This window comes from Kribbella sp. NBC_01484 (genome assembly GCF_036227145.1).
GTDB lineage: Bacteria > Actinomycetota > Actinomycetes > Propionibacteriales > Kribbellaceae > Kribbella.
Window position 1 is genome coordinate 5,847,984 of sequence record NZ_CP109437.1, and the last position, 24,638, is coordinate 5,872,621.

Consider the following 24,638-nt stretch of genomic DNA (forward strand, 5'->3'; position numbering starts at 1 on the left):
CTCAGGACCCCGTGGCCCGGGCGACGTCGCCGACGTGGCTGACGTGACCGGTGAGCTGGTCGTACACCTCGAGGTAGGCCTTGCGCTGGTGGTTCCAGGCGAGCACCCGCTCGACCCGCTCGCGACCCAGCTTGCCCATCCGGCGGCGCCGGACCTCGTCGTCGAGCAGGTCGACGATCGCCTCGCCGTACTGCGCGACGTCGTTGGGCTCGACGTACACGGCGGCGTCCTCGGCCGACACCTTGGTCTCGATCAGGTCGAAGGCGACGACCGGGAGCTCGAAGGCCATGTACTCCATCGTCTTGTTCATCGTCGACACGTCGTTGAGCGGATTCTTCGGATCCGGCGACAGGCCGAGGTCCGCGGTCGACATCACCGCGCGGACGGTCTCGTCCGGCACCCGGCCGGTGAACTCGACGTGGTCGCCGAGCCCGAGCTCGTCGCGCAGCGCCACGACGTCGTCGAAGGAGTCACCGCCACCCATCAGCGTGAACGCGACGTCGGTTCGGCCGAGCTTGTTCACGATGTGATCGGCCGCGCGGACGACGATGTCGACGCCGTCCTGCGGTCCCATCACGCCGATGTAGGTGACCAGGTAGCGGTGACCGCGGCGGAGCGACTCGTCCGCTCCGCCGCGGCGCAACTTGTCCGGGTCCGGCCCGGTGCGGACCACGGTCACGTCGTGGTTCGCCTTGCCGCTGCGGGTGATCGCGATCCGCCGGTACGAGTCGTTCGTCGAGATGACGTGATCGGCCTTGCGGTGCGTCATCCGCTCGAGGAACCGCAATCCCTTGTACGGCAGGCTCGTCGTACCGCCGAAGCGGGACTGGAACAGCTCCGGGCACAGGTCGTGGTGGTCGAAGACGAACTTGGTCCCGTCCAGCCGGCGCAGCAGCATCGCGATCGGCCAGAAGATGTCCGGCGGGTTGCACGCCTGCATGACCTGGAACTTGCCGGCCTTGCGGGCCCGCAGCACCAGCCGCAGCGTCATCAGGAACGAGTAGGCGTACTCGGTGACGAACCCGACCTTGCTGCCGCCCGGCGCGTAGGCCTTGTACTGGTGCACGGTCACGCCGTCGATGACCTGGTACGACGGGTCGCCCGGACCCTTCGGGCACACGACGGTCACGTCGTACCCGGAGGCCACCAGGGCCTTGCACTCCAGCCAGACCCGGCGGTCGAACGGGACCCAGAGGTTCTGGATGATGATCAGGACGCGCGGACCGTTCACCAGCCCACTCCTTCGTATCCGGGCAGCGCCTCGACGGCGTCGCCGAGCCGGCCGCTCAGGTCGATGGTGCGGGCCGGCGGCGAGCTGAGCAGGGCGTTCACTGCCGCGCTGTCGGTGGCCGAGACGATGGCCAGATCGGCACCCTCGAGGGCTGCCGCCGGGTCGTCGGTGAGCACCCGTTGCAGGTGCGGAAGCTTGGACCTGACGTGCCGCAGGTTCGCGCCCACCAGGCGGCTCGGGTTCACGATCGCGTCGTAGATGCGCAGGTTGTAGCCCTTGCCGAGCAGCCGCTCGGCCAGCTCGACGTTCGGACTCTCCCGCAGGTCGTCGGTGGCGTGCTTGAAGCTCAGGCCGAGCAGCGCGATCTCGCGGCCCGGACCGGCCACGACCCGGTCGACGACGTCGCTCACGGCCCGCTCGTTGGTGGCCAGCGTGCCGGCCAGCAGCGGCAGGTCGGTGTTGTTGACCCGGGCCAGGTGCAGCACCGAGCGCAGGTCCTTGGGCAGGCACGAGCCGCCGAACGCGAAGCCGGGCTTCAGGTAGTACGGCGAGATGTTCAGGCTGGTGTCCTGGACGAAGATCCGCATCACCTCACGCGAGTCGACGCCGTAGTGCCGGAAGATCCGGCCCATCTCGTTGGCGAACGAGACCTTGGTCGCGTGGAACGCGTTGCAGGCGTACTTGAGCGCCTCCGCGGTCCGGACGTCGACAATCTGAACGTCGACGCCGAGGAATCCGAACAGGTCGGCCAGAGCGGTACCGACCGTCGGGTTCCGGGTGCCGACCACCACGAACGGCGGGTCGTAGAAGTCCGCCAGACCCGAGCCCTCGCGGAGGAACTCCGGCGTCATCGCCGTACCGAAGGAAAGACCCTCCGGCGGCGGTACCTCGGCCAGTACCTGTTCGACCACCTCGTCGACCGTGCCCGGTGGGACCGTGCTCCGGACCACGATGCTGTGGAAACCGGAGACCGGCGGGTTCACGACCTGCGCGGCCTCGGCGATGTCGCGGACCGCGCGCCGGATGTAGGTGAGATCAGTACTGCCGGCCTGCGTCGACGGTGTCCCCACACAGATCAAGGAGACGTCGGCGCGCTCCAGCGCGAGCCGCGGATCGGTGGTCGCGTGCAATCTGCCCGCGGTGACCCCCTCCGCCACCAGCTCGTCCAGGCCGGGTTCGACCACCGGGCTGTGTCCCTCTGTGATCGGACCGACCTTCGCAGTGTCGACGTCGACCCCCCAGACGTCGTGGCCGTTGGCGGCCAGGCACGCGGCCGTCACCGAACCCACATAGCCCAAGCCGAATACGGCAACCTTCATAACGCCCCCCACAGGCTCATGACGCAGGCATCCCCCACGTACGTCAGCGCACAGGAGAGCACGCAGGCCGGTGCGCTGATACATGCCTGTGGAAAATGGGTTCGGGGAAATTGCGCGGAACGTATCCTGAGTCACGCAACGTGTTCGGCGCCCTCGCCCGTCCGGCCCCGGACGTTCCCAGTCTCAGGAGCGCTGAGCGCGATCGGCTCGTTCGGGCGTGGACGACGAGACCCTGGCGGAGGTCAGGCGGCGTCGGTTGTGTGTGCGATGAAGGAGACCTCGGTCTTGTCGTCGTCGAGCGCGATGTTGAGTGACGCGTCGAGCGCCTCTGCGAGCCTCGCCAGCAGGGGCAGCGTGGGAACCGTGTCGGAACCTTCGATCCGCGAGATCTTGGCCTGCGTCAGGCCGGCACGTGCGGCCAGCTCGGTCTGGGTGAGCCCGAGATCCGTCCGCCGTCCGTGAACAGCTTGCGCGAGGGCCATCGACAAGCGGATCTCGCGACGAGCATCGGCGACATCTCCAGGCTCGGTGAAGCCCGCCCCGAGCTTCCGCTCGCGCAATGTCTTCCAACGACTGTGGCTCATGGCTCGATCTCGCCTTCCTCGATAGTCCGGAAGAACTCCTGATGTGCTGGGCCGTGCTCTGTCTCACAGACCTTCTTGGCCAGCACGGCACGCGTGACCTCGGAGTTCTCCCGCATGCGCGTCTTCCGAAAGACAGTCAGCAGGACGACTCTCCGATCAGGTGCTAATCAATAGGTGATCCGGATGGCGGCGCCGTCGAGGGTCGGACGTAGCTCCCGAACGCCCTCACCGAGGTGTCGTGCGTACGGTTCTCCGAGTGACGGAGCATGTTCGGCGAGCAACCCGACGAACTCGTCGACCTTGAGGAAATGTTTGGCGGGGAGACTTTCCAGCCAGGCGCGGACCTCCGGCTCGACCTCGATCGCGTAGAGCTCGTCCACACGCCGACAATATATGTCGTCGACGACATATGCAATCCGGTCTACGGCGCGATCGAACCCGAATCCGGTTCGGATGTATCAGACCGGCGCCTCGGTGATCTGTTTGTGCGAATGACAGAGCCGAGGCGTGGGGAGCGACGGATGAGGGTTCTGGTCACCGGGGATCGGGGTTACATCGGGGCCGTGATGGTGCCGTTCCTGCGGGATGCTGGGCATCAGGTGGACGGGTTGGACACCGGGTTGTACGAGGGGTGCGACCTGCTGGGGGGCCCGGATCCGATCGGGCGCCGCAAGCCGCGGGATATGCGGGACGTGACGGCGGGGGAGCTCGAGGGGTACGACGCGGTGGTCTGTCTGGCCGCGCTGTCGAACGACCCGCTCGGCAACCTCGACAAGGCCGCGACGTACTCGGTGAACCTGGAGGGCACGCTGAACGTCGCGCGCGCCGCCAAGGACGCGGGCATCGAGAGGTTCCTGTTCGCGTCGTCCTGCAGCCTGTACGGCGCGGCCGGCTCCGAAGCCGTCGCCGAGGACGCCGAGATGTTCCCGGTCACGCCGTACGGCGAGACCAAGGCGCTGGCCGAGCAGGAGCTGGCGAAACTTGCCGACGACACCTTCAGCCCGACGTACCTGCGCAACGCCACCGCGTACGGCGCCTCGACCCGGCTACGGCTCGACATCGTGGTGAACAACCTGACCGCGATCGCGATGACCAGCGGTCAGGTCCGGCTGGAGAGCGACGGCACGCCGTGGCGCCCGCTGGTCCACATCGAGGACATCAGCCGGGCGTTCCTGACCGTGCTGGAGTCGCCACGCGAAGTGATCCACGACCAGGCGTTCAACGTCGGCCGGTCCGAGGACGTCGTCCAGGTCCGCGACATCGCCGAGATGGTCCGCGAGGCGGTGCCTGGCTCGACCCTGTCGATCGCCGACGGCGCCGGCCCCGACCTGCGCAACTACAAGGTCGACTTCAGCAAGCTGAGCGACACCTTCCCGCAACTGCAACTGCAGTGGACGGTCCGCAAGGGCGTCGACGAGCTGTACAACGCCTACCAGCGGCACGGCCTGACGCTCGACGACTTCAACTCCGCCCAGTTCGTCCGGCTGCGCCGGATCCAGCAACTGCTCGGCGCGGGCCTGGTCGACGACCAGCTGCGCCGGCAGACCGACGACCAGTTCCCCGGTCCTGGGGACGCTCTATTCGAGGAGAAGCACTGATGGGGGAATCAGTCGCCTGCCGCCTCTGTGGCCAGACACTGACGCGGACGTTCGTCGACCTGGGGATGTCGCCGCCGTGCGAGAGCTACCTGCGCGCCGACCAGCTGGACAGCGGTGAGACGTTCTACCCGCTGCACGTCCGGATCTGTGACAACTGCCTGCTGGTCCAGCTGCCGGCGTACGTCGCGGCCGACGACGTGTTCAGCGACTACCTGTACTTCTCGTCGTACTCGACCAGCTGGGTGGAGCACGCCCGCCGGTTCGTCGTCGACATGCAGGAGCGGCTCGACCTCGGCGCCGAGAGCCTGATCGTCGAGGCCGCCAGCAACGACGGCTACCTGCTGCAGCACGCGACCGCGCTCGGTATCCCGGTGCTCGGCATCGAGCCGGCCGCGAACATCGCCGAGATCGCCAACGAGAAGGGCATCCGGACCGAGAGCTACTTCCTCGGCGAGGAGACCGGCAAGGACGCGGCGTCCCGGCACGGGCAGGCGGACCTTGTCGTCGGCAACAACGTGTTCGCGCACGTGCCGGACATCGTCGACTTCGCCAAGGGCCTGCGCGCGCTGGTGAAGGACGACGGGCTGGTGTCGCTGGAGTTCCCGCATCTGCTCCGGCTGATCGAGCGTCGTCAGTACGACACGATCTACCACGAGCACTACCAGTACCTGACCCTGAAGACCGCCGCGCTGGCGCTGGAGAAGGCCGGCCTGACGGTGGTCGACGTCCAGGAACTGGCCAGCCACGGTGGGTCCCTGCGGGTGATGTCGACGCCGATCGAGACCGCGGGGGAGCCGTCCGAGCTGGTCGGGAAGGTCCTGAAGGACGAGGAGGACGCCGGCCTGCACACGGTCGAAGGCCACATGGGCTTCGCCAAGGAGGTCTTCACGATCAAGGCCGAGCTGCTCGAGTTCCTGATCCAGGCCCAGCGCGACGGCAAGACGGTTGCCGGGTACGGCGCACCCGGCAAGGGCAACACGCTGCTGAACCACTGCGGCATCCGCGAGGACCTGCTGACGTACACGGTGGACCGCAGCCCGCACAAGCACGGCATGTTCCTGCCGGGCACGCACATCCCGATCTTCGCCCCGGAGCGCCTCGCCGAGACGCGCCCCGACTACATCGTGATCCTGCCGTGGAACCTGCGGGAGGAGATCGTCCATCAGCTCGGCTACGCACGGGAGTGGGGCGCGAAGTTCGTCGTCCCCATCCCCCGTCTCGAACTGATCTGAATCGTATTAGGGATCTGAAAAACGTGTTGGGGGGAAGGGAAGTCAGATGAAGGTCGTGATCTTCTGTGGGGGGTTCGGGCTGCGGATGCGCAGTGGGGTGGACTCCGCACCGAAACCGATGATGACGATCGGCGACCGGCCGGTCCTGTGGCATGTGATGCGGTACTACGCACACTTCGGCCACACCGAGTTCATCCTGTGCCTGGGCTTCGGGGGGTCCGCGGTCAAGGAGTACTTCCTGCGCTACGAGGAGACGGTCTCCAACGACTTCGTGATGTCGAAGGGCGGGCAGCGGATCCAGCTGCTCGACTCCGACATCAGCGAGTGGAAGATCACCTTCGTCGACACCGGGATCGACACCAGCATCGGTGAGCGGCTGCGCCGGGTCCGTCCGTACCTGGAGGACGACGACGCCTTCCTGGCCAACTACGGCGACGTGCTGACCGACGCACCGATGGACAAGATCGTCGACCACGTGATGACCAGCGACATCACCGCCAGCCTGCTCGCGGTACCGCCGCAGGCGTCCTTCCACGTGGTCGAGTTCGACAACGATTCCCGGATCACCGGGCTGCGGTCGGCCGCCGACCTGAACGTGTGGATCAACGGCGGGTACTTCGTGATCAAGAAGGAGATCTTCGACGTCCTGCACGAGGACGAGGATCTGGTCGGCGACGCGTTCCCGCGGCTGTCCGCGATGCGCAAGCTGGAAGCGATCCCGCACCACGGGTTCTGGGCGCCGATGGACACCCTCAAGGAACGCAGCCAGCTCGAGGAGCTGTACCGGTCGGGCAAGAAGCCGTGGGCGCTGTGGAGCCACGAGGCGCGGGAGCAGCAGGCCCAGGTCTTCGACAAGGCGGCCCTCAACGGATCGGCCGACGGGCCGGTAGTGGTGGCGATCTGATGCTGCCGTTCCAGCTCGGCCTGATCGACGGGCCGGTCCACCTGGTTGCCCTCGGCGCCCATCCGGACGACATCGAGATCGGCTGCGGCGGCACGCTGCTCAAGCTGGCCGAGTCGGTGCCGGAGCTGACCGCCGAGTTCGTGATCGCGACCGGGTCCTCGCTCCGGCTGGAGGAGGCCCGCCGCGCGGCCGAGCTGTTCCTGCCCGACTGCGAGGTGACCGTCACCTCGGCCGAGCTGCCGGACGGCCGGTTGCCGTCGTACTGGAACGAGACCAAAGAGTTGCTAGAGGCAACGGCTCGGGGCGCTGACACCGGTTCTGGGCGTCGCCCCGATCTGGTGCTGGCGCCGAGCCGCACCGACGCGCACCAGGACCACCGGCTGATCGCCGAACTGGCGCCGACGGTGTGGCGCAACCAGCTGGTGCTGCACTACGAGATCCCCAAGTGGGACGGCGACATCAGCCGGCCGTGGCTGTACGTCGAACTGACCGAGGAGCAGCTGCGGGAGAAGATCGCCCGGCTGCACAAGGCCTACCCGTCCCAGGTCCCGCACGACTGGTTCGACGAAGAGGTCTTCGCCGGGCTGGCCCGGCTGCGCGGGATGGAGTGCCGGGCGAAGTACGCCGAAGCGTTCACCACGGCCAAGGCGATGTTGACATGGTGACCGGAGGGGGAGCAGTGAGCTTCAAGTGTCGTGGGTGCGCGGGGGAGAACGTCGTACCGGTGGTGGATCTGGGTGCGCAGCCCTGCGCCGACTACTTCCCGACCGCGGACACGCCAGGGCCGGATCCGCGCTGGCCGCTGGAGCTGTGGCTGTGCCGGGACTGCACGCTGGTCCAGCTCGGTCCGGTCGAGCCGCAGCTGCCTGAGCCGCCGCTGGCGGTCGAGTCGGCGACGAGCATCGCGCACGCCGAGTCGTCGGTGAAGGAACTGCTGCGGGACTACCCGGAGCTCGCCGGTGGCGTGGTCTTCGAGTTCGCCAGCCACCACGGTGGCTCCTGGCTCGAGCACCTGTACGCCGAGGGGTGCCGGCTGGCCGGTGACGGCGAACGGGCCGACCTGGTGGTCGACGTCCACGGCATCGCACACGAGCCGGCGGTCGGTGAGCTGATGCAGCTCCGTGCCGAGCGGCTCGCGCCCGGCGGCCTCCTGGTGCTGGAGTTCCACCACCTGTTGCCGTTGTTCATCGGCAACCAGTTCGACACCATCCGGCACGGTCACTGGTCCTACCTGTCGCTGCGGGCGGTGCAGCGGCTGGGTGCGCTCTACGGTCTGACCGTCGAGTCGGTGAAGCAGGTCGACATGTTCGGCGGCAGCCTGATGGTGATGCTCCGGCACACCGCGGACGCCGAGCCGGACCCGTCGGTCGACGTGCTGCTCGAGGACGAGGACGCCGCGGGCATCGCCGACGAGGTGCAGCTGGCCAGTCTGCAAGAGGCTGCGTGGCATGCGGCTGGCGCGCTGCACGACGTGCTGACCCGTCACAAGGCCGCCGGCCGGACAGTGCTCGGGTACGGCGCTCCGTCGAAGGCGCCGGTGTTGCTGGACCTGAGCAAGGTCGGGACCGACCTGCTGCCGTTCACTGTCGACGCCGCACCCGGTAAGCACGGACGCCGGATCCCCGGCGGCTGCGGCGTACCGATCCGGCCCATCGACGAACTGCGCGCGGCGCGGCCCGACGTCGTACTGATCCTGACCTGGGACATCGCCGACGAGGTGATCTCGCAGCTCGAGGCCGGTGGCGGCTGGGGTGCGACGTACCTGGTCCCGCTGCCGGAGCCCCACGAGATGGGCCGCTGACAATGCGCGGAGTCCTGCGCCGCCTCACCTGGGGACTGGCTGATCAGGCTGTGACCAGCCTGGTCAGCTTCGTGGTGGGCATCGTCGTCGCCCGCGAGCTGGGCGCGCTGGAGTTCGGCGCGTTCAGCCTCGCGTGGGTGACGTACGGCGTGGTGGTCAACATCTCGCGTGGCCTGGGAACCGATCCGCTGGCCGTGCGCTTCAGCGGGGTCGAGCGACCGCTCTGGCGGACGGCGGTCGCGAGTTCGTCCGGGATGGCGATCGCGGTCGGCCTGATCCTCGGCGCGGCCTGTGCCGCCGTCGGTGCGCTGCTCGGTGGACACACGGGTGCGGGATTCATCGCCTTGGGCATCGTGCTGCCCGGACTGATGCTGCAAGACAGTTGGCGGTTCGCGTTCTTCACATCGGGGCAAGGCGGCAAGGCCTTCGTCAGTGACATCACCTGGGCACTCGCCCTGGTGCCGCTGCTGTATCTGGCGTCGCAGGACGCGAGTGTGACCAGGTTCGTGCTGGCGTGGGGCGGGGCCGGAGCGTTCGCGGCGCTGGTGAGCGGGCTGCAGGCCGGCATCATGCCGCGGGTGTCGCGGGCGCTGCACTGGTTCCGGGACCACCGTGACCTCAGCGTGCGCTACCTGACCGAGAACCTGACCATCAGCGGCGCCTACCAGCTCCGGATGTACGGGCTCGGCGCGTTCGCCGGGCTCGCCGCGGTCGGCACGGTCCGCGGCGCAGAGATGTTGCTCGGACCGTTCTTCATCGTCCTGTCCGGTGTCGGCCTGGTCGCGGTGCCCGAGGCGGCGCGGGTGCTGCGGCGATCGGTCCGGGCTTTGCCGATCTTCTGCCTGGCGCTCGGCGGCGCGCAGTTCGTCGCGGCGCTGGCCTGGGGGCTGGTACTGCTGGTCGCCTTGCCGGACGCCTGGGGGCACGCACTGCTCGGTGAGGTCTGGCTGACCTCCTCGGCATTGTTGCTGCCGGCAACTCTGTCGGTGGCGAACGCCGGGTTCAACACCGGCGCCGCGGCCGGCCTGCGCGCGCTCGGGGTCGCCCGGCGCAGTCTGCGGGCGCAGCTGTGCGCCTCGGCGTTCTACCTGGTCGGCGGCGTTGCCGGCGGTGTGATCGGTGGCGCCCGGGGGTCGGCCTGGGGCGCCGCGTGCGCGACGTTCTGCGCCGCCTTCGTCTGGTGGTTCACGCTGCGGATCGGGGTCCGCGAACGCAAGCAGCTGGAAGCGCAGCTGGAGTCTGAGCCGGCCGCGGCGGTTGACCGGCAGGAGATGCCTGAAATGAGGAGCACATGAACGCGCAACCGCGGCTGAGTGTCGGCCTTCCGGTCTACAACGGCGAGAAGTACCTCAGGGAGTCCCTGGACGCCCTGCTGGGGCAGAGCTACGGCGACTTCCACCTGATCATCTCCGACAACGCCTCGACCGACAGCACGGAGGAGATCTGCCGGGAGTACCTGGCCAAGGACTCGCGGATCAGCTACTTCAAGCAGCCGGTCAACATCGGCGCCACCCCGAACCACAACTGGACGTTCGACCAGTCCAGCACCGAGCTGTTCAAGTGGGCGTCGTACGACGACCTCTACGGCCGGGACCTGCTGGCCCGCTGCATCGAAGCGCTGGACGCCGACCCGTACCTGGTACTCGCGCACGCCCACCAGGCGATCATCGACGGCAACGGCGACATCGTGCTGAAGGTCGACTACCCGCTGGACACCGCGAACCCGCACGCACCGGACCGGTTCCGCAGCCTGCTGTTCGACGTCGGCGGCGACGACTTCTACGGCGTGATGCGCTCCGACATCCTGCGCCGTACGCCGCTGAACGGCAGCTACCACCACTCGGACCGGACGATCATGGCCGAGCTGGCCCTGTACGGACGGTTCCACCAGGTGCCCGAGCTGCTCTTCTTCCGTCGCGACCACCCCGACCGGGCCGAGCGGGCCAAGCCGACCATCCGGTCCCGATCGGCGAACATGGAGCCGCGGCGGGCGAGCCGGCTGCGTCATCCCACCGTCCGGCTGGTCTCGGAGTACATCGGCGGCTTCGTCGGCGGGATCCGGCGGGCGCCGCTGTCGTCGGCCGACCGGCGGGAGTGCTACGGCCATCTGACCCGCTGGCTGGCGAGCCGCGCCGTACGCCGCTCGACGGGCCGGATCGAGGACAGCAAGCCGGCGACGCCGCCGACCGCGATCCCGGAGAGCTCCGGAGTCGTCCGGGGCCGGGAGGTCTCGTAGGCATGAACGACGCAGGCAGGCCGCGGGTCGCCTTCTTCGGCCTGCTGGGATCCGGCAACATCGGCAACCACGGCTCGCTCGACGCGATGCTGGCCTTCGTCCGGGCCCGGCATCCGGAGGCGGAGATCAGTTGCGTGTGCGCCGGACCCGAGGTGTTCGAGCAGCAGTACGGCATTCCGTCGGTCGCCATCACGTGGTACCAGCAACACGGCCCTGGCCGCTCCAGGCTCGACTCCGTTGCGCGCAAGGCGTTCGGCAAGGTGGCCGACCTGGTCCGGATGCCGCGGCTGCTCCGCCAGTACGACGTGGTGATCGTGCCTGGCATGGGAGTGTTCGAGACGACGCTGGAGCTGCGGCCGTGGGGCTGGCCGTACGCGCTGTTCCTGATGACGCTGTCGGCGCGGATGGCCGGCACGAAGACCGCGTTCGTCAACGTCGGTGCGAACGTGGCCCGCGAGCGGTCGCTGCGGTGGCTGTTCACCGGGGCCGCGCGGCTTGCGTCGTACCGCTCCTACCGGGACGGGTACTCCCGGGACGCGATGCGGCAGATGGGTCTCGACACGAGTGCGGACGAGGTCTACCCGGACCTGGCCTTCGCGTTGCCCGAACCCGCTGAGCCGGCGCCCGCTGATGAGACGCGGCGCACGGTCGGCCTCGGAGTGATGGCTTATCACGGCACCAACGCCGACCGGGCCCGGGCCGACGAGATCTACGCGGCGTACACCGCGAAGATCATCGAGTTCGCCCGCTGGCTCGTCGACCAGGACTACCGGATCCGCCTCGTCACCGGCGACCCGAGCGACCTGTCGGTGGTCGAAGCGGTCCAGGCCGACCTGCGGCAGACCCGGCCGGACCTGGCTGCGGATCGGTTGATCAGCGAGCCGGCCGATTCGCTCGGTGAACTGATGGAACAGCTCGCCGGAACCGACGTGGTGGTCGCCTCGCGCTATCACAACGTGTTGTCCGCGCTGAAGCTGTCGATACCGACCATCTCGATCAGCTACGGGACCAAGAGCGACCTGCTGATGGAACAGATGCGGCTGGCCGAGTTCCGGCAGCCGATCCAAGGTCTCGACGTGGCGCGGCTGATCGATCAGTTCCGCGCGCTCGAGGCCCGGGCGGCCGCGGTCGTCCCGGCCATGCGTGCACGGAACGCCGAGTACGCCGAGGCACTCGAGCGGCAGTACGACGTACTGTCCGCTGCGTTGTTCGGGGCCGGTACGACGCCCCGCGTCGCGGTGGACATCGAACAGGGGGAATAGCGATGGACGTCATCGAAGTACCGGGAATCGCGGGGGCGCTGGTGTTCCGGCCGAGTCCGCACCGGGACGAGCGCGGGTTCTTCTCGCGCACCTTCGACCGTGATGTGGTGAAGGGGGCCGGGCTCGACCCGGACGCCTTCGTCCAGGACAGCATCTCCCGCTCGCGGCGTGGCGTCGTCCGCGGGATGCACATCCGCGCGGGCGCGGGCGAGGCCAAGCTCGTCCGCTGTTCGTTCGGCGAGGTGTTCGATGTCGTGATCGACCTGCGCCCGGGCTCACCGACGTACCGGAACCGTGAGGTCTTCGACCTCACCGGCGACAACCAGGTGACGGTCTACGTCCCGGCCGGGTGTGCGCACGGGTTCCAGGCGCTCACCGAGCCGGCCGACGTGTCGTACCGGATCGACCGGGCCCACGACCCGTCCGAGGACGTCTCGATCGCGTTCGACGATCCGGACCTGGACATTCCCTGGCCGCTGCCGGTCACCCTGATGTCCGACCGGGACAAGGCGGCTCCCTCGCTCGCTCTGGCCACTGCGAGGCTGACATGACCACATCGTTCGGCAACTCGATCGCGGCGAACAAGCGGCTGCAGGACCTGATCCCCGGCGGCGCGCACACGTACGCCAAGGGCGAGGACCAGTACCCGGAGGACATGGCGCCGGTGATCTCGCACGGCTCCGGCGCGCACGTCTGGGATGTCGACGGCAACGAGTACATCGAGTACGGTTCCGGCCTGCGCGCGGTCAGCCTCGGGCACGCGCACCCGAAGGTGGTCGAGGCGGTCCGGCGCGAGCTGGACCGCGGCTCCAACTTCGTCCGCCCGAGCATCATCGAGCTCGAGGCGGCCGAACGCTTCCTCACCTCGGTCCCGACGGCCGAGATGGTGAAGTTCACGAAGAACGGCTCGGACGCCACCACCGCCGCGGTCAAGCTGGCCCGCGCGGTGACCGGACGGCCGCTGGTCGCGCTCTGCTCCGACCAGGCGTTCTTCTCGATCGACGACTGGTTCATCGCCCGGACGCCGATGTCGGCCGGCATCCCCGGTGAGATCGGCGAGCTGACGATCGGCTTCCCGTACGGCGATCTGGCCGCGACCGAGGAACTGCTGACCCAGCACGAGGGCCAGGTCGCCTGCCTGATCCTCGAGGCGGCGACCCAGCACGACCCGCCGGCCGGGTACCTCGAAGGCCTGCGCGACCTGGCCCACCGCCACGGCGCGCTGCTGATCTTCGACGAGATGATCACCGGCTTCCGTTTCTCGGCTTCCGGCGCACAGGGCCTGTACGGCGTGGCGCCGGACCTCTCCACCTTCGGCAAGGCACTCGGCAACGGGTTCGCCGTGTCGGCGCTGGCGGGTCGGCGCGAGCTGATGGAGCGCGGGGGCCTGCGGGACAACCATGAGCGGGTGTTCCTGCTCAGCACGACCCATGGCGCCGAGACGCACGCCCTCGCGGCCGCGATCGCCACCATGAACGTCTACGAGGAGGAAGGCATCTCGGCTCGCCTGCACGAGCTGGGTGACAAGCTCGCCGCCGGTGTCCGGGAGGTCGCCGCCGCGGCTGGGGTCCAGGATCACGTCCTCGTCCGCGGCCGGGCCAGCAACCTGGTCTTCGCGACGCTCGACGAGACCTTGACGCCGTCGCAGCCGTACCGCACGCTCTTCCTCCGGGAACTAATCCTCGGCGGCGTCATCGGCCCATCGTTCGTGGTGAGCGCGGCCCTCACCGACGAGGACATCGCCCGGACGGTGGAGGTCGTCGCCGGAGCGTGCGCGGTCTACCGCGAGGCACTCGACACCGGCGACCCGAAGGGATGGATGGGCGGCCGCCCGGTCAAACCGGTCTTCCGCCGCTACACGTAACCGCTGTACAGAGACACGACGCGCTGGGGGGCGCGCCCGCCGATGACCTCTCGAGGTAGCCGGCTGGGGTACGGGGACTTGGTCCGAGCCGGTAAGGAGCCGGTTCGACGAGAGGGGGGTTCATCATGCATTCCATCTATGTCGACGCCGAGTTCGGCGACGACGAACGCAGGCAGAAGCTGTACGACGGCGACCTGTTCGTCTACTCGCCGCGGCCGTCCACGCGGGCGCTGACGGAGTTCGCGGCGGCGATGGCCCGGGAGGCCTTCGCGCCGCTGGACCCGGAGACGGCGCAGTTCGAGATGGCCGTCGAGGACTACGCGGCGCTGCTGGCCGAGCTGAAGCCGGCGTTCATCCATCACCCGGAGTCGAAGCGGCTGATCCAGGAGATGCTGGCCGACTTCGGCTGCGACGAGGAGCAGACGTACTTCGACGTACCGCGGATGCGGAGCTCGACGTCGAACGACTACCTCACCACCGGGATCGCGTTCGCGTTCCATCCGCACCGCGACACGTGGTACTCGGCGCCGCACTTCCAGCTCAACTGGTGGCTGCCGATCTTCGCGATCAGCGACGACAACGGGCTGGCCTTCCACCCGAGGTACTGGCAGACCCCGGTCCGGAACAGCTCCCGGGTCTACAACTACGCGGAGTGGAACGCGACGAGCCGGAAGATCGCCGCGACCCAGATCGGCACCGACACCCGGATCCAGCCGGTGCCGGAGGAGGAGGTCGAACTGACGCCGCAGATCCGGCCGATCTGCAAGCCCGGCGGCATCATCCTGTTCTCCGGGGCCCAGTTGCACTCCAGCGTGCCGAACACGTCGGGGCGGACCCGGTTCAGCATCGATCTGCGGACGGTGCACCTGGGCGATGCGGTGGCGGGCCTGACCGCACCGAACATCGACTCGGACTGCACCGGTACGACGATGGGCGACTACCTGCGGGTCAGCGACCTGGAGCACGTCCCGGCCGAGGTCGTCGACGCCTTCGACACTCCGAAGGTCGACGACGACGTCGCCTGAGTTCAGGGTTGTCGTCTGAGCCGGTCGATCAGCAGTCCTGTTGCCGGGACGACAACGAGCGCGCTGCCTACCCCACCGACGGTGTCGGTGGGGTAGTGCGCGGTCAGGTCGATCTGCGCCCAGGCCATCAGCGCTCCACCGAGTACGCCGAGTCCGAGGACGAGCGCCGTACCGAGAATCGGGCCGGCGCGGAGCAGGTCGGCCAGCAGCAGTCCCACCACCAGGCCGATGGCCGCGACCGCGGCGGTGTGACCGCTGGGGTAGGACAGGAAACCGTCATGGATCCGGCGATCGACGACGTACTTGAGACCGGTCGTCAGTACGGCGGTCAGGACTGAGGCAACCACCGCGGTCACGGCCAGGGCGCGGCGCCCGGCGAGCAGGCACACCGCTGTGGTGGCGAGCACCAGGACAGCCCGGCCGGTCGGCTCACCGAGCCAGTCGAGCGCGAGAGCGCTGTCTCGCGCGGCGGCCGGAGTGTGGTCGACGACCGACTGGATCCATCGATCCAGCCGTCCCGGTCGGGTGTCGCCGGCGTAGGCCACCGCGGGCACAGTGAGTAGGAGCAGTCCGAGGACCATCAGCGGCAGCATCGACCGTCGGACCGCCGGCACCACGGCCGGTCGGACCCCTGCGCGCGTACGATCAGCGCCGGCTTGGCTCAATCCCCCCACCCCACGCAAATTCTATCCAAGGGTTTCTCGAGTCCACGTCGTGGCAGGCCCTCGCGCGTAGTACTGTGCCATGTCGCACCGCCGACGGGCGGATGAACTCCTGGGGATGTGTGGCAAGTAGGTTTGCCGTCACCTTTGGTGACGATCTCCGATTGACAGTTTTGACAGGGAGACTGCAGACTGCGCCGGGCACGCACCGTGTTCGGGCGTTGGCAGCGTGAGACGAGGGGCCGGGGTGAGCGGAGCAGAGGCGCCGGATGCGGTCGATGGCCGCCGGCCGCTCTGGGTGGTGCCGCACGAGGTGCCGGCGATCGTCCCGCTTCCGTCGCGATCGACCGAGCCGCGCTGGGTCGGCGTGTATCGCTGGGCCGCCGTGGGCGGTGACCTGCTCGCCGCGATGCTCGGTGTCTCCATCGCCCTGTTGACGCGCTTCGGCTATCACGTCGGCAGCAGCTACCTGATCGTCAGCAGCGTGCTGCCGCTGGCCTGGGTCGCCGCGGTCGCCCTGTCGAAGGGCTACGACCCGCGGTACTTCGGCGCCGGCCCGGACGAGTTCCGGTCGCTGCTGCGCTCGGGTGTCGGTCTCACGGCCGCTGTCGCGATGGCGTCGTACGTGACCAAGACCGAGATCGCCCGCGGCTTCGTCGTCCTGGCGATTCCGGTGATGGTCGGTTCCGCGTTGATGCTGCGGTACGCGTTGCGGAAGGACCTGCATCGGCACCGGGTCAGAGGCCGTTGCATGCACAGGGTTCTCGTGGTCGGGCGTAGCGGTCCGGCCGCGACGCTGTGTGAGCACCTCGAGAGCCGCCCGACCGACGGGTTCCGGGTGGTGGCGACGTGCCGGCCGCGCGGCGACGCCCACGCGAACGGGCCGCTGCAGCCGGAGGAGCTGGCCGAGCCGGACATTCTGGCCGCCGCCGACCGGCACGCGGTCGAGGTGGTCGCCGTCGCCACCGATCCGGAGTTGGCAGGGCAGTCGCTGCGCCGGTTGTCCTGGGCGCTGGAGCAGCGCGGCATCGAGCTGATCGTGTCGCCCGGCATCATCGAGGTGGCCGGCCCGCGGATCTCGGTCCGCCCGGTCGCCGGTCTGTCCCTGTTGCACTTGGAGCGCCCGTCGGTGAGTGGCGGCCCGCACCTGATGAAGGCTGTCTTCGATCGCGTCGTCGCCCTCGGATTCATCGTCCTGCTGGCGCCGGTGCTGATCGGCCTGGCGCTGGCCGTCCGTCTGTCCAGCCCTGGTCCGGTGCTGTTCCGGCAGCAGCGGGTCGGCCGGGCGGGTGTCGAGTTCACCATGCTGAAGTTCCGGAGCATGTACTCCGACGCCGAACAGCGGCTGTGTGATCTGTACGCACTGAGCGACGGCAACGGCGTGGTCTTCAAGATGCGCGACGACCCGCGGATGACGCCGCTCGGCCGGTGGATCCGGCGCTTCTCGCTCGACGAGATCCCTCAGCTGTTCAACGTGCTGCGCGGCGACATGTCGTTGGTCGGCCCGCGCCCGCCGCTGTCGGAGGAGGTCGCGCTGTACGCCGCCGACGACTCGCGGCGGATGCTGGTCAAGCCCGGGATCACCGGCCTGTGGCAGGTCAGCGGCCGCAGCGACCTGTCCTGGGACGAGTCGGTCCGGCTCGACCTGCGGTACGTCGACAACTGGTCGATGACCCTGGACCTGCTGATCCTCTGGAAGACCGTGCGTGCGGTGATCTACGGCGCGGGAGCGTACTGATGGACCATCGTGCACCGGTGTATGTCGCGGGTCACCGCGGCCTGGTCGGCTCGGCGATCTGGCGCCGCCTGGAAGCGGCCGGCTTCAGCAACCTGATCGGCGCTTCGTCGTCCGAGCTCGACCTGCGGGATCGGTCGGCCACCTTCGCGTTCCTGGCCGAGCACCGGCCGGCGGTGGTGATCGAGGCCGCGGCGCGGGTCGGCGGCATCCTGGCGAATCGGGACCACCCGACCGAGTTCCTCAGCGACAACCTCCGCATCCAGGTCAACCTGATGGACGCGGCCCTCGAGGTCCGCACGCCGCGGCTGCTGTTCCTCGGGTCGTCGTGCATCTACCCGAAGTACGCCGAGCAGCCGATCCGCGAGTCGAGTCTGCTGACCGGTGAGCTCGAGCCGACGAACGACGCCTACGCGATCGCGAAGATCGCCGGGATCATGCAGGTCCAGGCAGTGCGACGCCAGTACGGCCTGCCCTGGATCTCGGCGATGCCGACGAATCTGTACGGGCCGAACGACAACTTCGATCCGACCAGTTCGCACGTTCTGCCCGCGCTGATCCGTCGCTTCGACGAGGCTCGTCGTACCAATGCCCCTGAGGTCGTGTTGTGGGGGAGTGGTACGCCGCGGCGCGAGTTCCTGCATGTGGACGACCTGGCCGATGCGTGCCTGCATCTGCTCGAGCACTACGACGCGCCGGAGCCGATCAACGTCGGTGTCGGTGCGGACGTGACGATCCGCGAGCTGGCCGGGCTGGTCGCCCGCGTGGTCGGGTACACCGGTGCCATCAGCAACGATCTGTCGAAGCCGGACGGCACCCCGCGCAAGCTGCTGGACGTGAGCCGGTTGCTCGCGCTGGGGTGGAAGCCGTCCATCGACCTCTACGACGGTGTGGCCGCCACGTACGCCTGGTATCAGGAGCAGGCCCTATGAAGAAGGCGTTCGTCACCGGGATCACCGGGCAGGACGGGTCGTATCTGGCCGAGTTGCTGCTGGCCAAGGGCTACGAGGTGCACGGCCTGATCCGGCGCGCTTCGACGTTCAACACGCGGCGGATCGACCACCTGTACGAGGATCCGCACGCCAAGGACAAGCGGCTGTTCCTGCACTACGGCGACCTGACGGACGGGTCGCGGCTGGTGACGTTGCTGGCGTCGATCCAGCCGTCCGAGGTGTACCACCTGGCCGCGCAGAGCCATGTCCGGGTCTCGTTCGACGAGCCGGAGTACACCGGTGACACGACCGGGATGGGGACGACGCGGCTGCTCGAGGCGATCCGGATGATCGGGCTGGACTGCCGGTTCTACCAGGCGTCGTCGTCGGAGATGTTCGGCGCGACGCCCCCGCCGCAGAACGAGGAGACCCCGTTCCACCCACGCTCGCCGTACGGCGCCGCGAAGCTGTACGGCTACTGGATGACCCGGAACTACCGCGAGGCGTACGACATGTTCGCGGTCAACGGGATCCTGTTCAATCACGAGAGCCCGCGCCGCGGTGAGACGTTCGTGACCCGCAAGATCACCCGTGCGGTCGCGGCGATCAAGCTCGGCCGGCAGGACCGGTTATACCTTGGCAATCTGGACGCCAGCCGCGACTGGGGCTACGCGCCGGAGTACGTCGAGGCCATGTGGCGGATGCTGCAGCACGACAATCCGGCCGACTACGTGATCGCGACGGGTACGTCGTACTCGGTCCGCGACTTCGTCGCACTGTCGTTCGCCCATGCCGGGCTGGACTGGGAGGAGTACGTCGACTACGACGTGCGGTACGAACGCCCCACCGAAGTGGACTCGCTGGTCGGGGACGCGTCCAAAGCCACCACCGAGCTTGGCTGGAAAGCCCAGGTTCACGTGCCCGAGCTGGTCCGGATCATGGTCGACGCCGACCTGGCCGCGCTGACCCCGGAGGACTGACGGATGACCGATATGCACACGGAGCTGGCCGCCGCGGATCGTGTCGATGTCCTCGGCATCCATGTCAGCGTGACCAATCTGGACCACACGATCGGGACGTTCGCGCGCTGGATCGAGGGCGACGAGCGGCAGCTGGTCTGCGTGACCGATATGAACGCGCTGCTGCACGCCCGCGCCGACGAGCGGCTGACCGAGGTGTACAACACGGCCGGCCTGACGGTGCCGGACGGCATGCCGTTGGTGTGGGCTGGTAAGAAGGCCGGCTTCGAGCGGATGGACCGGGTCGCCGGACCCGATCTGCTCGAGCGGGTGATGGCGGAGGCGGCCGATCGCGGCTGGACGCAGTACTTCTACGGCGGCGCGGAGGGCGTGGCCGAGGAGCTGGGCAACACCTTCCAGGAGCGCCACCCCGCGTTGAAGGTCGTCGGCGCCGAATGCCCGCCGTACCGGCCGCTCACCGAGACCGAGGACGCCGAGGTGGTGGCGCGGATGAACGCGGCCCGCCCGGACATCGTGTGGGTCGGGCTCGGTGCGCCCAAGCAGGAGCGCTGGATGGCCGACCACCGGGATCGGCTGAACGCGTCGATCCTGATCGGCGTCGGCGCCGCCTTCGACTTCCACACCGGCCGCCTCGACCGCGCGCCACTGTGGATGCAGCGATCCGGCCTGGAGTGGAGCTACCGCCTCTACAAGGAGCCCAAGCGCCTCTGGCGCCGGTATTTCCTCGGCATCCCGCGTTTCGGCCTGGGCATCCTCCGGCGCCCTCCGCGCCCCATCTAGAGTGAGGCGGTGAAGTTCCGGCGGCCGAAGCTACGTCGGCTGGCCGGACCGGCCGGTCGCGCGAGTTGGGGTTTGGCCGACCAGGCGCTGTCCAGCCTGAGCAATCTCGCCGTCGGAGTAGTGGTCGCGCGGTCCAGCACGGTCGCCGACTTCGGTGTCTACGCGCTGGCCTTCGGCGGTTACACGATCGCTCTCAATGTGTCCCGCGCGGTCTCGACCGAGCCGCTGGCCGTCCGCCACTCCGGTGCGCGGACGCCCGACTGGGAACGGGCGGTGCGAGCCAGTACGGCGACTGCGCTGCTGGCCGGATTCCTGGCGATGCTCGTCACGCTGGCGATCGCGGCGTTCCCCGGCGTTCCGTCGAAGGGGGTGCTGATCGCGTTCGCGGTGACCATGCCGGGGCTGTTGCTGCAGGACGCGTGGCGGTGGGCGTTCTTCGTGGTGGGTGAGGGGCAGAAGGCCCTGGTCAACGACCTGATCTGGCTGCTCGCGATGCTGGCGATCTTCGGCGGCCTCTATCTCACCGACACGGCGTCGGCACCCTCGCTGACCTTCGCGTGGGGATTGGGCGCGATGATCGCGGCGATAGCCGGGCGGTTCCAGGCCGGCGTCTCACCGCGGCGCCAGCTGATCCGCGAGTGGGTACGGCGGAACTGGGATCTCAGCCCGAAGTACGTGGGGGAGATGCTCGCGGTGTCCGGCACGATCCAGGTCTACATGCTCGGCATCACCGCGGCCGCGGGGCTGGCGGCCACGGCCGGCATCCGCGGTGCTCAGGTGCTGCTCGGCCCGGTGAATGTCCTCAACCAGGGGATCCGGATGATCTCCGTCCCCGAAGCCGCCCGTGCCCTCCGCCACTCCTACCGCCGCCTGTGGCTGGTCGGCCTGGCGATCTCCGTCGGCGTCGGTGCCGGCGCACTGGCCTGGGGCGCCATCTTCCTGCTGCTGCCCCCGTTCGTGGGTCGTGAGCTCCTCGGCCCGGGCGTCTGGAACCAGGCCCACGAGGTCCTCATCCCGGTCATTCTCTTGCAGGCCCTGGGCGCCTCCAACGCCGGCGCCTTCGCCATCCTCCGCGCCCTCACCGCCGCCACCCGCGGCCTCCGGGTCCGCCTGATCTCCTCGGTCATCCTGATCACCTGCGGCGTCGGAGGCGCCTTCCTCTGGGGCGCGAAGGGCGCCGCCTGGGGCCTGGCCACCGCCTCCTTCACCACACTCCTCCTCTGGTGGTTCCAGGCCCACCGAGCCATCACAGCCCACCGCCGCGCGACCCCCTGACGCGCGACCCCCTGACGCGTTACGTCCGAAGAAGTGAGGGCTAGAGGCCACACTTCTTCGGACGTAACGGGTTTAGTGAACCGTGATGGTGGAGTAGCCGCCGCGGACTGCGTTGTGGCCGTCGTAGACCTCGATGCGGTACATCTGCGAGGTGCCGGACGGGGCTGTGGTGTCGGTGAGGGTGATGTTCGGCCTGCTCCAGAAGGTGGAGTTGGCCGTGGTGGTGGCGACGACCGTGTTGCTCGCACCGCGCAGCAAGCGGTAGGTGAGGGTGATGTCGTCGTTGTCCAACGAGGTCTGGACAGTGGCCTTCACCTGGCCGGCCGTTGTACTGGACAGCGTCGGCAGGACCGGGCCGAGCGGCGCGGCGCCGGGGCCGAGGTTGGTGAAGCGGGTCAGACCCTGCTGGCCCACGCCGTTGACCTTGGTGAAGTCGCCGCCGACCCAGAGATCGCTGCCACCGGTCGCCGAGACGAGCGGGCCGACCTCGGTCGGCGGCCCGGCGTTCGTGTTCGGGAACCACGGCCCGAGGGATCCGTTGGCCGGGTTCTGCAGCAGCAGGAAGTGCGCGCCCGTGCCGTCACTGAACGCTCCCGGGCAGCTGTGCGCATGCGAGCCCTTGAACAGCCAGCCGTTCACCACGGTGAGCGCCTCGGTCGCTCCGAGGCAGGTGTTCTTCCAGACCAAGTTGCCGGTGGCCACATCCGCCGCCCAGGTCCCGTCGAAGCACCCACCGCCGTCGCCGGCGTTGGAGAAGTACACCCGGTTCCCGGACGTCTCGATGTCCTTGACCCGGGACGTGCACCCACTGGTCGGCAGGGGTACGGCGGAGGCCGCGGCGAACGGCAGCAGCGCACCGGTCGAGTTGTTCACGCTCGCAACGGCCCACCGGCTCGTCCCGCCGACCTTCGCGAAGGTCCCGCCCAGGTAGACCTTCGAGTTGTCGTCGGCCGCGTCGATCGCGTACACGTCGTTGTCGGCGTTCGGGTTCCACGGCAGCAGACTGCCGTTGACGGTGCTGATCGCGGCCGCCCGGTTCCTCGCCACGCCGTTGACGAGCCCGAACGAGCCGCCGAAGTACAGGCTGGTCCCGCCGATCGCGAGCGCCTTCACCCGGTACGACACGCTCGGCTTGATGCTCGCGACCAGTGCGCCGGTCGCGGTGTCGAAGGCCGCGATCCGGTTCCGGACCTGGCCGTCGACGCGGGTGAAGTCGCCGCCGACGTACACCCTGGACCCGTCTGCGGACGCGACGATCGCCCAGACGATCCCGTTCAGCACGTGATTGAAGCCGGTGTCGAGTGCACCAGTGCTCTGGTTGAACGCGGCCAGATAGGTCCGGCTGGTCTGGTTGGTTCCGGCCGCCGCTCCCGGCGGACGGACCTTCAGGAACCGGCCACCGACGTACGCCTTGCCCTTGGCAACGGCCAGGCCGAGCACGCTGGCGTCGGTCTGCCAGGCCGATCCGGCGACCGCGGTCAGGCCGGCCCCGGTGCTGACCGCGGGTTGTGCCGGCGCCAGGCCGAGCACGAGGCCGGCGGCGCCGAGCGCAGCAAACAGTCTTCTCCCCATGTTTCCCCCCATCCCCTTACCCCCTAGACGTCCGGCAGCCCCGCCCGGTTGCCTACGACAAAGGGGTCTGCCCGAAAAGGCAGACCCCTTCGTTCGGGACCGCTCCTACGGAATCTTCACGGTCACCGACGGGCTCTTCATGATGTTGCGCCCGTCGTGGACCTCGATGTGGTAGGTGTACGTCGACCCGCGCTGCAGCCCCCGGTCGGTCACGGTGTAGGACTTCCGCAGCTGCCAGTAGTACGTGCTGTACTTGCTCGAACCGACGTTGGTCGATCCGCGGAACACGTTGTAGGTCAGCGTGATGTTGTCCACGTCGTACACGTCGGAGTACTTCACGTACACCCGGCCGGACGACGTCGCTGTCAGCATCGGCGCCTTCGGTACGGCGGGAGCCGCGCCACCCGGCGCGTTCGTGAACCGGGTCAGGCCCTGCTGGACCTTTCCGTTCACGTGCAGGAAGTCGCCACCGACCCACAGGTCCGTGGCAGTACCGGCCATCGCCAGCGGACCGACCTGGGTGGTGCTGCTCTGGTTCGCATCGGTGTTCGGGAACCAGGGGCCGAGGTTGCCGTTGATGGCGCTCTCGACCAGCAGATAGTGCGTCCCGGTGCCGTTGCCGAAACCGTTGGGCGACGACGAGCAGTCATGCGCGTGCGAGCCCTTGTAGAGCCAGCTGCCGATCGCCTTGATCGCCTCGGTCGCGCCCAGGCACTTGTTCTGCCACAGCAGCTTGCCGGTCGAGACCTGCGCGGCCAGGACGCCGTCGTAGCAGCCGCCGCCGTCACCGCCGTTCGAGACATAGACATTGTCGCCGAGGGTGTCGATGTCCTTCACCCGCGTCGTGCAGGTGGCCGTCGGCTTCGGGATCGCCGCCGCGGCCGGGAAAGCGAAGGCCGCACCGGTGGTGTTGTTCAGCATCGCCAGCGAATAGTGGTCCGCGCCGTTGATCGTGCTGAACGGACCACCGACGAAGACGCGGGTGCCGTTGTCGGACACGTCGATGGCGTACACGTCGCTGTTGGCGTTCGGGTTCCACGGCAGCAGGTCGCCCTGGATCAGCCGGACCGCGCCGAGCCGGTTGCGGACCGCGCCGTCGATCTTGGTGAACGCGCCGCCGATGAACACGCTGTTGCCGTAGATCGCCAGCGCCTTGACGCGGGCCGCGACGACCGGGTCCCAGGCCGACACCATCTTGCCGGTGACGACCGAGAACATCGCGATCTTGCTCCGCTTGACGCCGTTGACGGTGGTGAAGTCACCGCCGATCACCACCCAGTTGCCGTCCGGGCTGGTGGCGATGCTGTAGACCGGGCCGTTCAGGACCGGCGCGAACGAGGTCGGTGCGCCGGTGGTGCGGTTGAACGCGGCGACGTAGCTGCGGACGGCCTCCCCCTGGCCGGCCGGCTTGCCTGGTTGCCGGATCCGGGTGAACAGACCACCGGCGAACACGGTGTTCCCGGAGATCGCGATCGCGTTCACGCTGTTGTTCGTCTGCCACGAGGTCTGCTTGATCGCCGAGACAGCCGAGGCGAAGCCCGGAGTCGCCGCCTCCACCGGAGGTCCGGAGGGGATCAGCGCCGCGGCCAGTACAGCCGCGCCGGTGACAAGGGCCAGCACTAACTTCTTCATTTATGTCCTTCGGA

The 24,638-nt window shown here is 68.6% G+C and carries 23 protein-coding genes; 16 read left to right on the forward strand and 7 right to left on the reverse strand.

What is annotated here, in order from left to right; all coding sequences use genetic code 11:
• Position 1: 1 nt before the first annotated feature.
• The 4 genes from OG555_RS28625 to OG555_RS28640 form a co-directional block, all read right to left on the reverse strand.
• Positions 2–1,231, reverse strand: coding sequence for a glycosyltransferase family 4 protein (locus OG555_RS28625; protein WP_329475645.1), 1,230 nt, complete (start codon positions 1,229–1,231; stop codon positions 2–4).
• Positions 1,228–2,550, reverse strand: a complete 1,323-nt coding sequence (locus OG555_RS28630) for a UDP-glucose dehydrogenase family protein (protein WP_329475646.1) — start codon at positions 2,548–2,550, stop codon at positions 1,228–1,230. The genes OG555_RS28625 and OG555_RS28630 overlap by 4 nt, the downstream gene beginning before the upstream one ends.
• Before the next feature lie 242 nt (positions 2,551–2,792).
• Complete coding sequence (locus OG555_RS28635) at positions 2,793–3,134, reverse strand: helix-turn-helix domain-containing protein (protein ID WP_329475647.1); 342 nt, start codon at positions 3,132–3,134, stop codon at positions 2,793–2,795.
• A 167-nt stretch (positions 3,135–3,301) separates the two neighbouring features.
• Positions 3,302–3,514 carry a type II toxin-antitoxin system RelE/ParE family toxin gene (locus OG555_RS28640; RefSeq protein WP_329475648.1) on the reverse strand — a complete coding sequence of 71 codons (213 nt, stop codon included), beginning with the start codon at positions 3,512–3,514 and terminating at the stop codon, positions 3,302–3,304.
• Positions 3,515–3,655: 141 nt separating this feature from the next.
• Here OG555_RS28640 and OG555_RS28645 point away from each other — a divergent pair, with 141 nt between their 5' ends.
• The 11 genes from OG555_RS28645 to OG555_RS28695 all read left to right on the forward strand — a co-directional run bounded on the left by OG555_RS28645 (position 3,656) and on the right by OG555_RS28695 (position 15,056).
• Positions 3,656–4,732 carry an NAD-dependent epimerase/dehydratase family protein gene (locus OG555_RS28645; protein ID WP_329475649.1) on the forward strand — a complete coding sequence of 359 codons (1,077 nt, stop codon included), beginning with the start codon at positions 3,656–3,658 and terminating at the stop codon, positions 4,730–4,732.
• A complete protein-coding gene (locus tag OG555_RS28650) occupies positions 4,732–5,964 on the forward strand; it encodes a class I SAM-dependent methyltransferase (RefSeq protein ID WP_329475650.1) in 1,233 nt (410 codons plus the stop codon). The genes OG555_RS28645 and OG555_RS28650 overlap by 1 nt, the downstream gene beginning before the upstream one ends.
• 46 nt (positions 5,965–6,010) lie before the next feature.
• Positions 6,011–6,868 (forward strand): sugar phosphate nucleotidyltransferase, encoded by an 858-nt coding sequence (locus OG555_RS28655; RefSeq protein ID WP_329475651.1) that lies wholly within the window; start codon positions 6,011–6,013, stop codon positions 6,866–6,868.
• Positions 6,868–7,533: a PIG-L deacetylase family protein gene (locus tag OG555_RS28660; RefSeq protein ID WP_329475652.1), complete on the forward strand. Its 666-nt coding sequence runs from the start codon at positions 6,868–6,870 to the stop codon at positions 7,531–7,533. Before OG555_RS28655 ends, OG555_RS28660 begins: the two co-directional genes overlap by 1 nt.
• Positions 7,534–7,547: 14 nt before the next feature.
• On the forward strand, positions 7,548–8,669 hold the full coding sequence (locus OG555_RS28665) for a class I SAM-dependent methyltransferase (protein ID WP_329475653.1): 1,122 nt from the start codon (positions 7,548–7,550) through the stop codon (positions 8,667–8,669).
• Positions 8,670–8,671: 2 nt separating this feature from the next.
• A complete protein-coding gene (locus OG555_RS28670) occupies positions 8,672–9,964 on the forward strand; it encodes a hypothetical protein (protein ID WP_329475654.1) in 1,293 nt (430 codons plus the stop codon).
• Positions 9,961–10,905 carry a glycosyltransferase family 2 protein gene (locus tag OG555_RS28675; protein ID WP_329475655.1) on the forward strand — a complete coding sequence of 315 codons (945 nt, stop codon included), beginning with the start codon at positions 9,961–9,963 and terminating at the stop codon, positions 10,903–10,905. Before OG555_RS28670 ends, OG555_RS28675 begins: the two co-directional genes overlap by 4 nt.
• A gap of 2 nt (positions 10,906–10,907) precedes the next feature.
• Positions 10,908–12,167: a polysaccharide pyruvyl transferase family protein gene (locus OG555_RS28680; protein WP_329475656.1), complete on the forward strand. Its 1,260-nt coding sequence runs from the start codon at positions 10,908–10,910 to the stop codon at positions 12,165–12,167.
• Positions 12,168–12,169: 2 nt separating this feature from the next.
• The gene (locus OG555_RS28685; RefSeq protein ID WP_329475657.1) at positions 12,170–12,718 is read left to right on the forward strand and encodes a dTDP-4-dehydrorhamnose 3,5-epimerase family protein; all 549 of its coding nucleotides are present in this window, start codon (positions 12,170–12,172) and stop codon (positions 12,716–12,718) included.
• Complete coding sequence (locus OG555_RS28690; RefSeq protein WP_329475658.1) at positions 12,715–14,031, forward strand: glutamate-1-semialdehyde 2,1-aminomutase; 1,317 nt, start codon at positions 12,715–12,717, stop codon at positions 14,029–14,031. Before OG555_RS28685 ends, OG555_RS28690 begins: the two co-directional genes overlap by 4 nt.
• A 125-nt stretch (positions 14,032–14,156) precedes the next feature.
• Positions 14,157–15,056, forward strand: a complete 900-nt coding sequence (locus OG555_RS28695) for a phytanoyl-CoA dioxygenase family protein (protein ID WP_329475659.1) — start codon at positions 14,157–14,159, stop codon at positions 15,054–15,056.
• 2 nt (positions 15,057–15,058) lie between these two features.
• Here the strand turns inward: OG555_RS28695 and OG555_RS28700 are convergent, their stop codons facing one another.
• The gene (locus OG555_RS28700) at positions 15,059–15,637 is read right to left on the reverse strand and encodes a phosphatase PAP2 family protein (protein ID WP_329475660.1); all 579 of its coding nucleotides are present in this window, start codon (positions 15,635–15,637) and stop codon (positions 15,059–15,061) included.
• Positions 15,638–15,965: 328 nt separating this feature from the next.
• Here OG555_RS28700 and OG555_RS28705 point away from each other — a divergent pair, with 328 nt between their 5' ends.
• From OG555_RS28705 to OG555_RS28725, 5 genes are read left to right on the forward strand one after another with little or no spacing between them, the layout of a single operon-like run.
• Positions 15,966–17,456, forward strand: coding sequence for a sugar transferase (locus tag OG555_RS28705; protein ID WP_329475661.1), 1,491 nt, complete (start codon positions 15,966–15,968; stop codon positions 17,454–17,456).
• Positions 17,456–18,385: a GDP-L-fucose synthase family protein gene (locus tag OG555_RS28710; RefSeq protein WP_329475662.1), complete on the forward strand. Its 930-nt coding sequence runs from the start codon at positions 17,456–17,458 to the stop codon at positions 18,383–18,385. The genes OG555_RS28705 and OG555_RS28710 overlap by 1 nt, the downstream gene beginning before the upstream one ends.
• A complete protein-coding gene (gene gmd / locus OG555_RS28715) occupies positions 18,382–19,365 on the forward strand; it encodes a GDP-mannose 4,6-dehydratase (RefSeq protein ID WP_329475663.1) in 984 nt (327 codons plus the stop codon). The genes OG555_RS28710 and gmd overlap by 4 nt, the downstream gene beginning before the upstream one ends.
• Positions 19,366–19,368: 3 nt before the next feature.
• Positions 19,369–20,145, forward strand: coding sequence for a WecB/TagA/CpsF family glycosyltransferase (locus OG555_RS28720; RefSeq protein WP_329475664.1), 777 nt, complete (start codon positions 19,369–19,371; stop codon positions 20,143–20,145).
• A gap of 9 nt (positions 20,146–20,154) precedes the next feature.
• Complete coding sequence (locus OG555_RS28725) at positions 20,155–21,420, forward strand: hypothetical protein (RefSeq protein WP_329475665.1); 1,266 nt, start codon at positions 20,155–20,157, stop codon at positions 21,418–21,420.
• 72 nt (positions 21,421–21,492) lie between these two features.
• Here the strand turns inward: OG555_RS28725 and OG555_RS28730 are convergent, their stop codons facing one another.
• Together OG555_RS28730 and OG555_RS28735 are read right to left on the reverse strand one after the other, a co-directional pair.
• Complete coding sequence (locus OG555_RS28730) at positions 21,493–22,992, reverse strand: fibronectin type III domain-containing protein (RefSeq protein WP_329475666.1); 1,500 nt, start codon at positions 22,990–22,992, stop codon at positions 21,493–21,495.
• A gap of 105 nt (positions 22,993–23,097) precedes the next feature.
• The gene (locus tag OG555_RS28735) at positions 23,098–24,624 is read right to left on the reverse strand and encodes a fibronectin type III domain-containing protein (RefSeq protein ID WP_329475667.1); all 1,527 of its coding nucleotides are present in this window, start codon (positions 24,622–24,624) and stop codon (positions 23,098–23,100) included.
• Positions 24,625–24,638 lie beyond the last annotated feature (14 nt).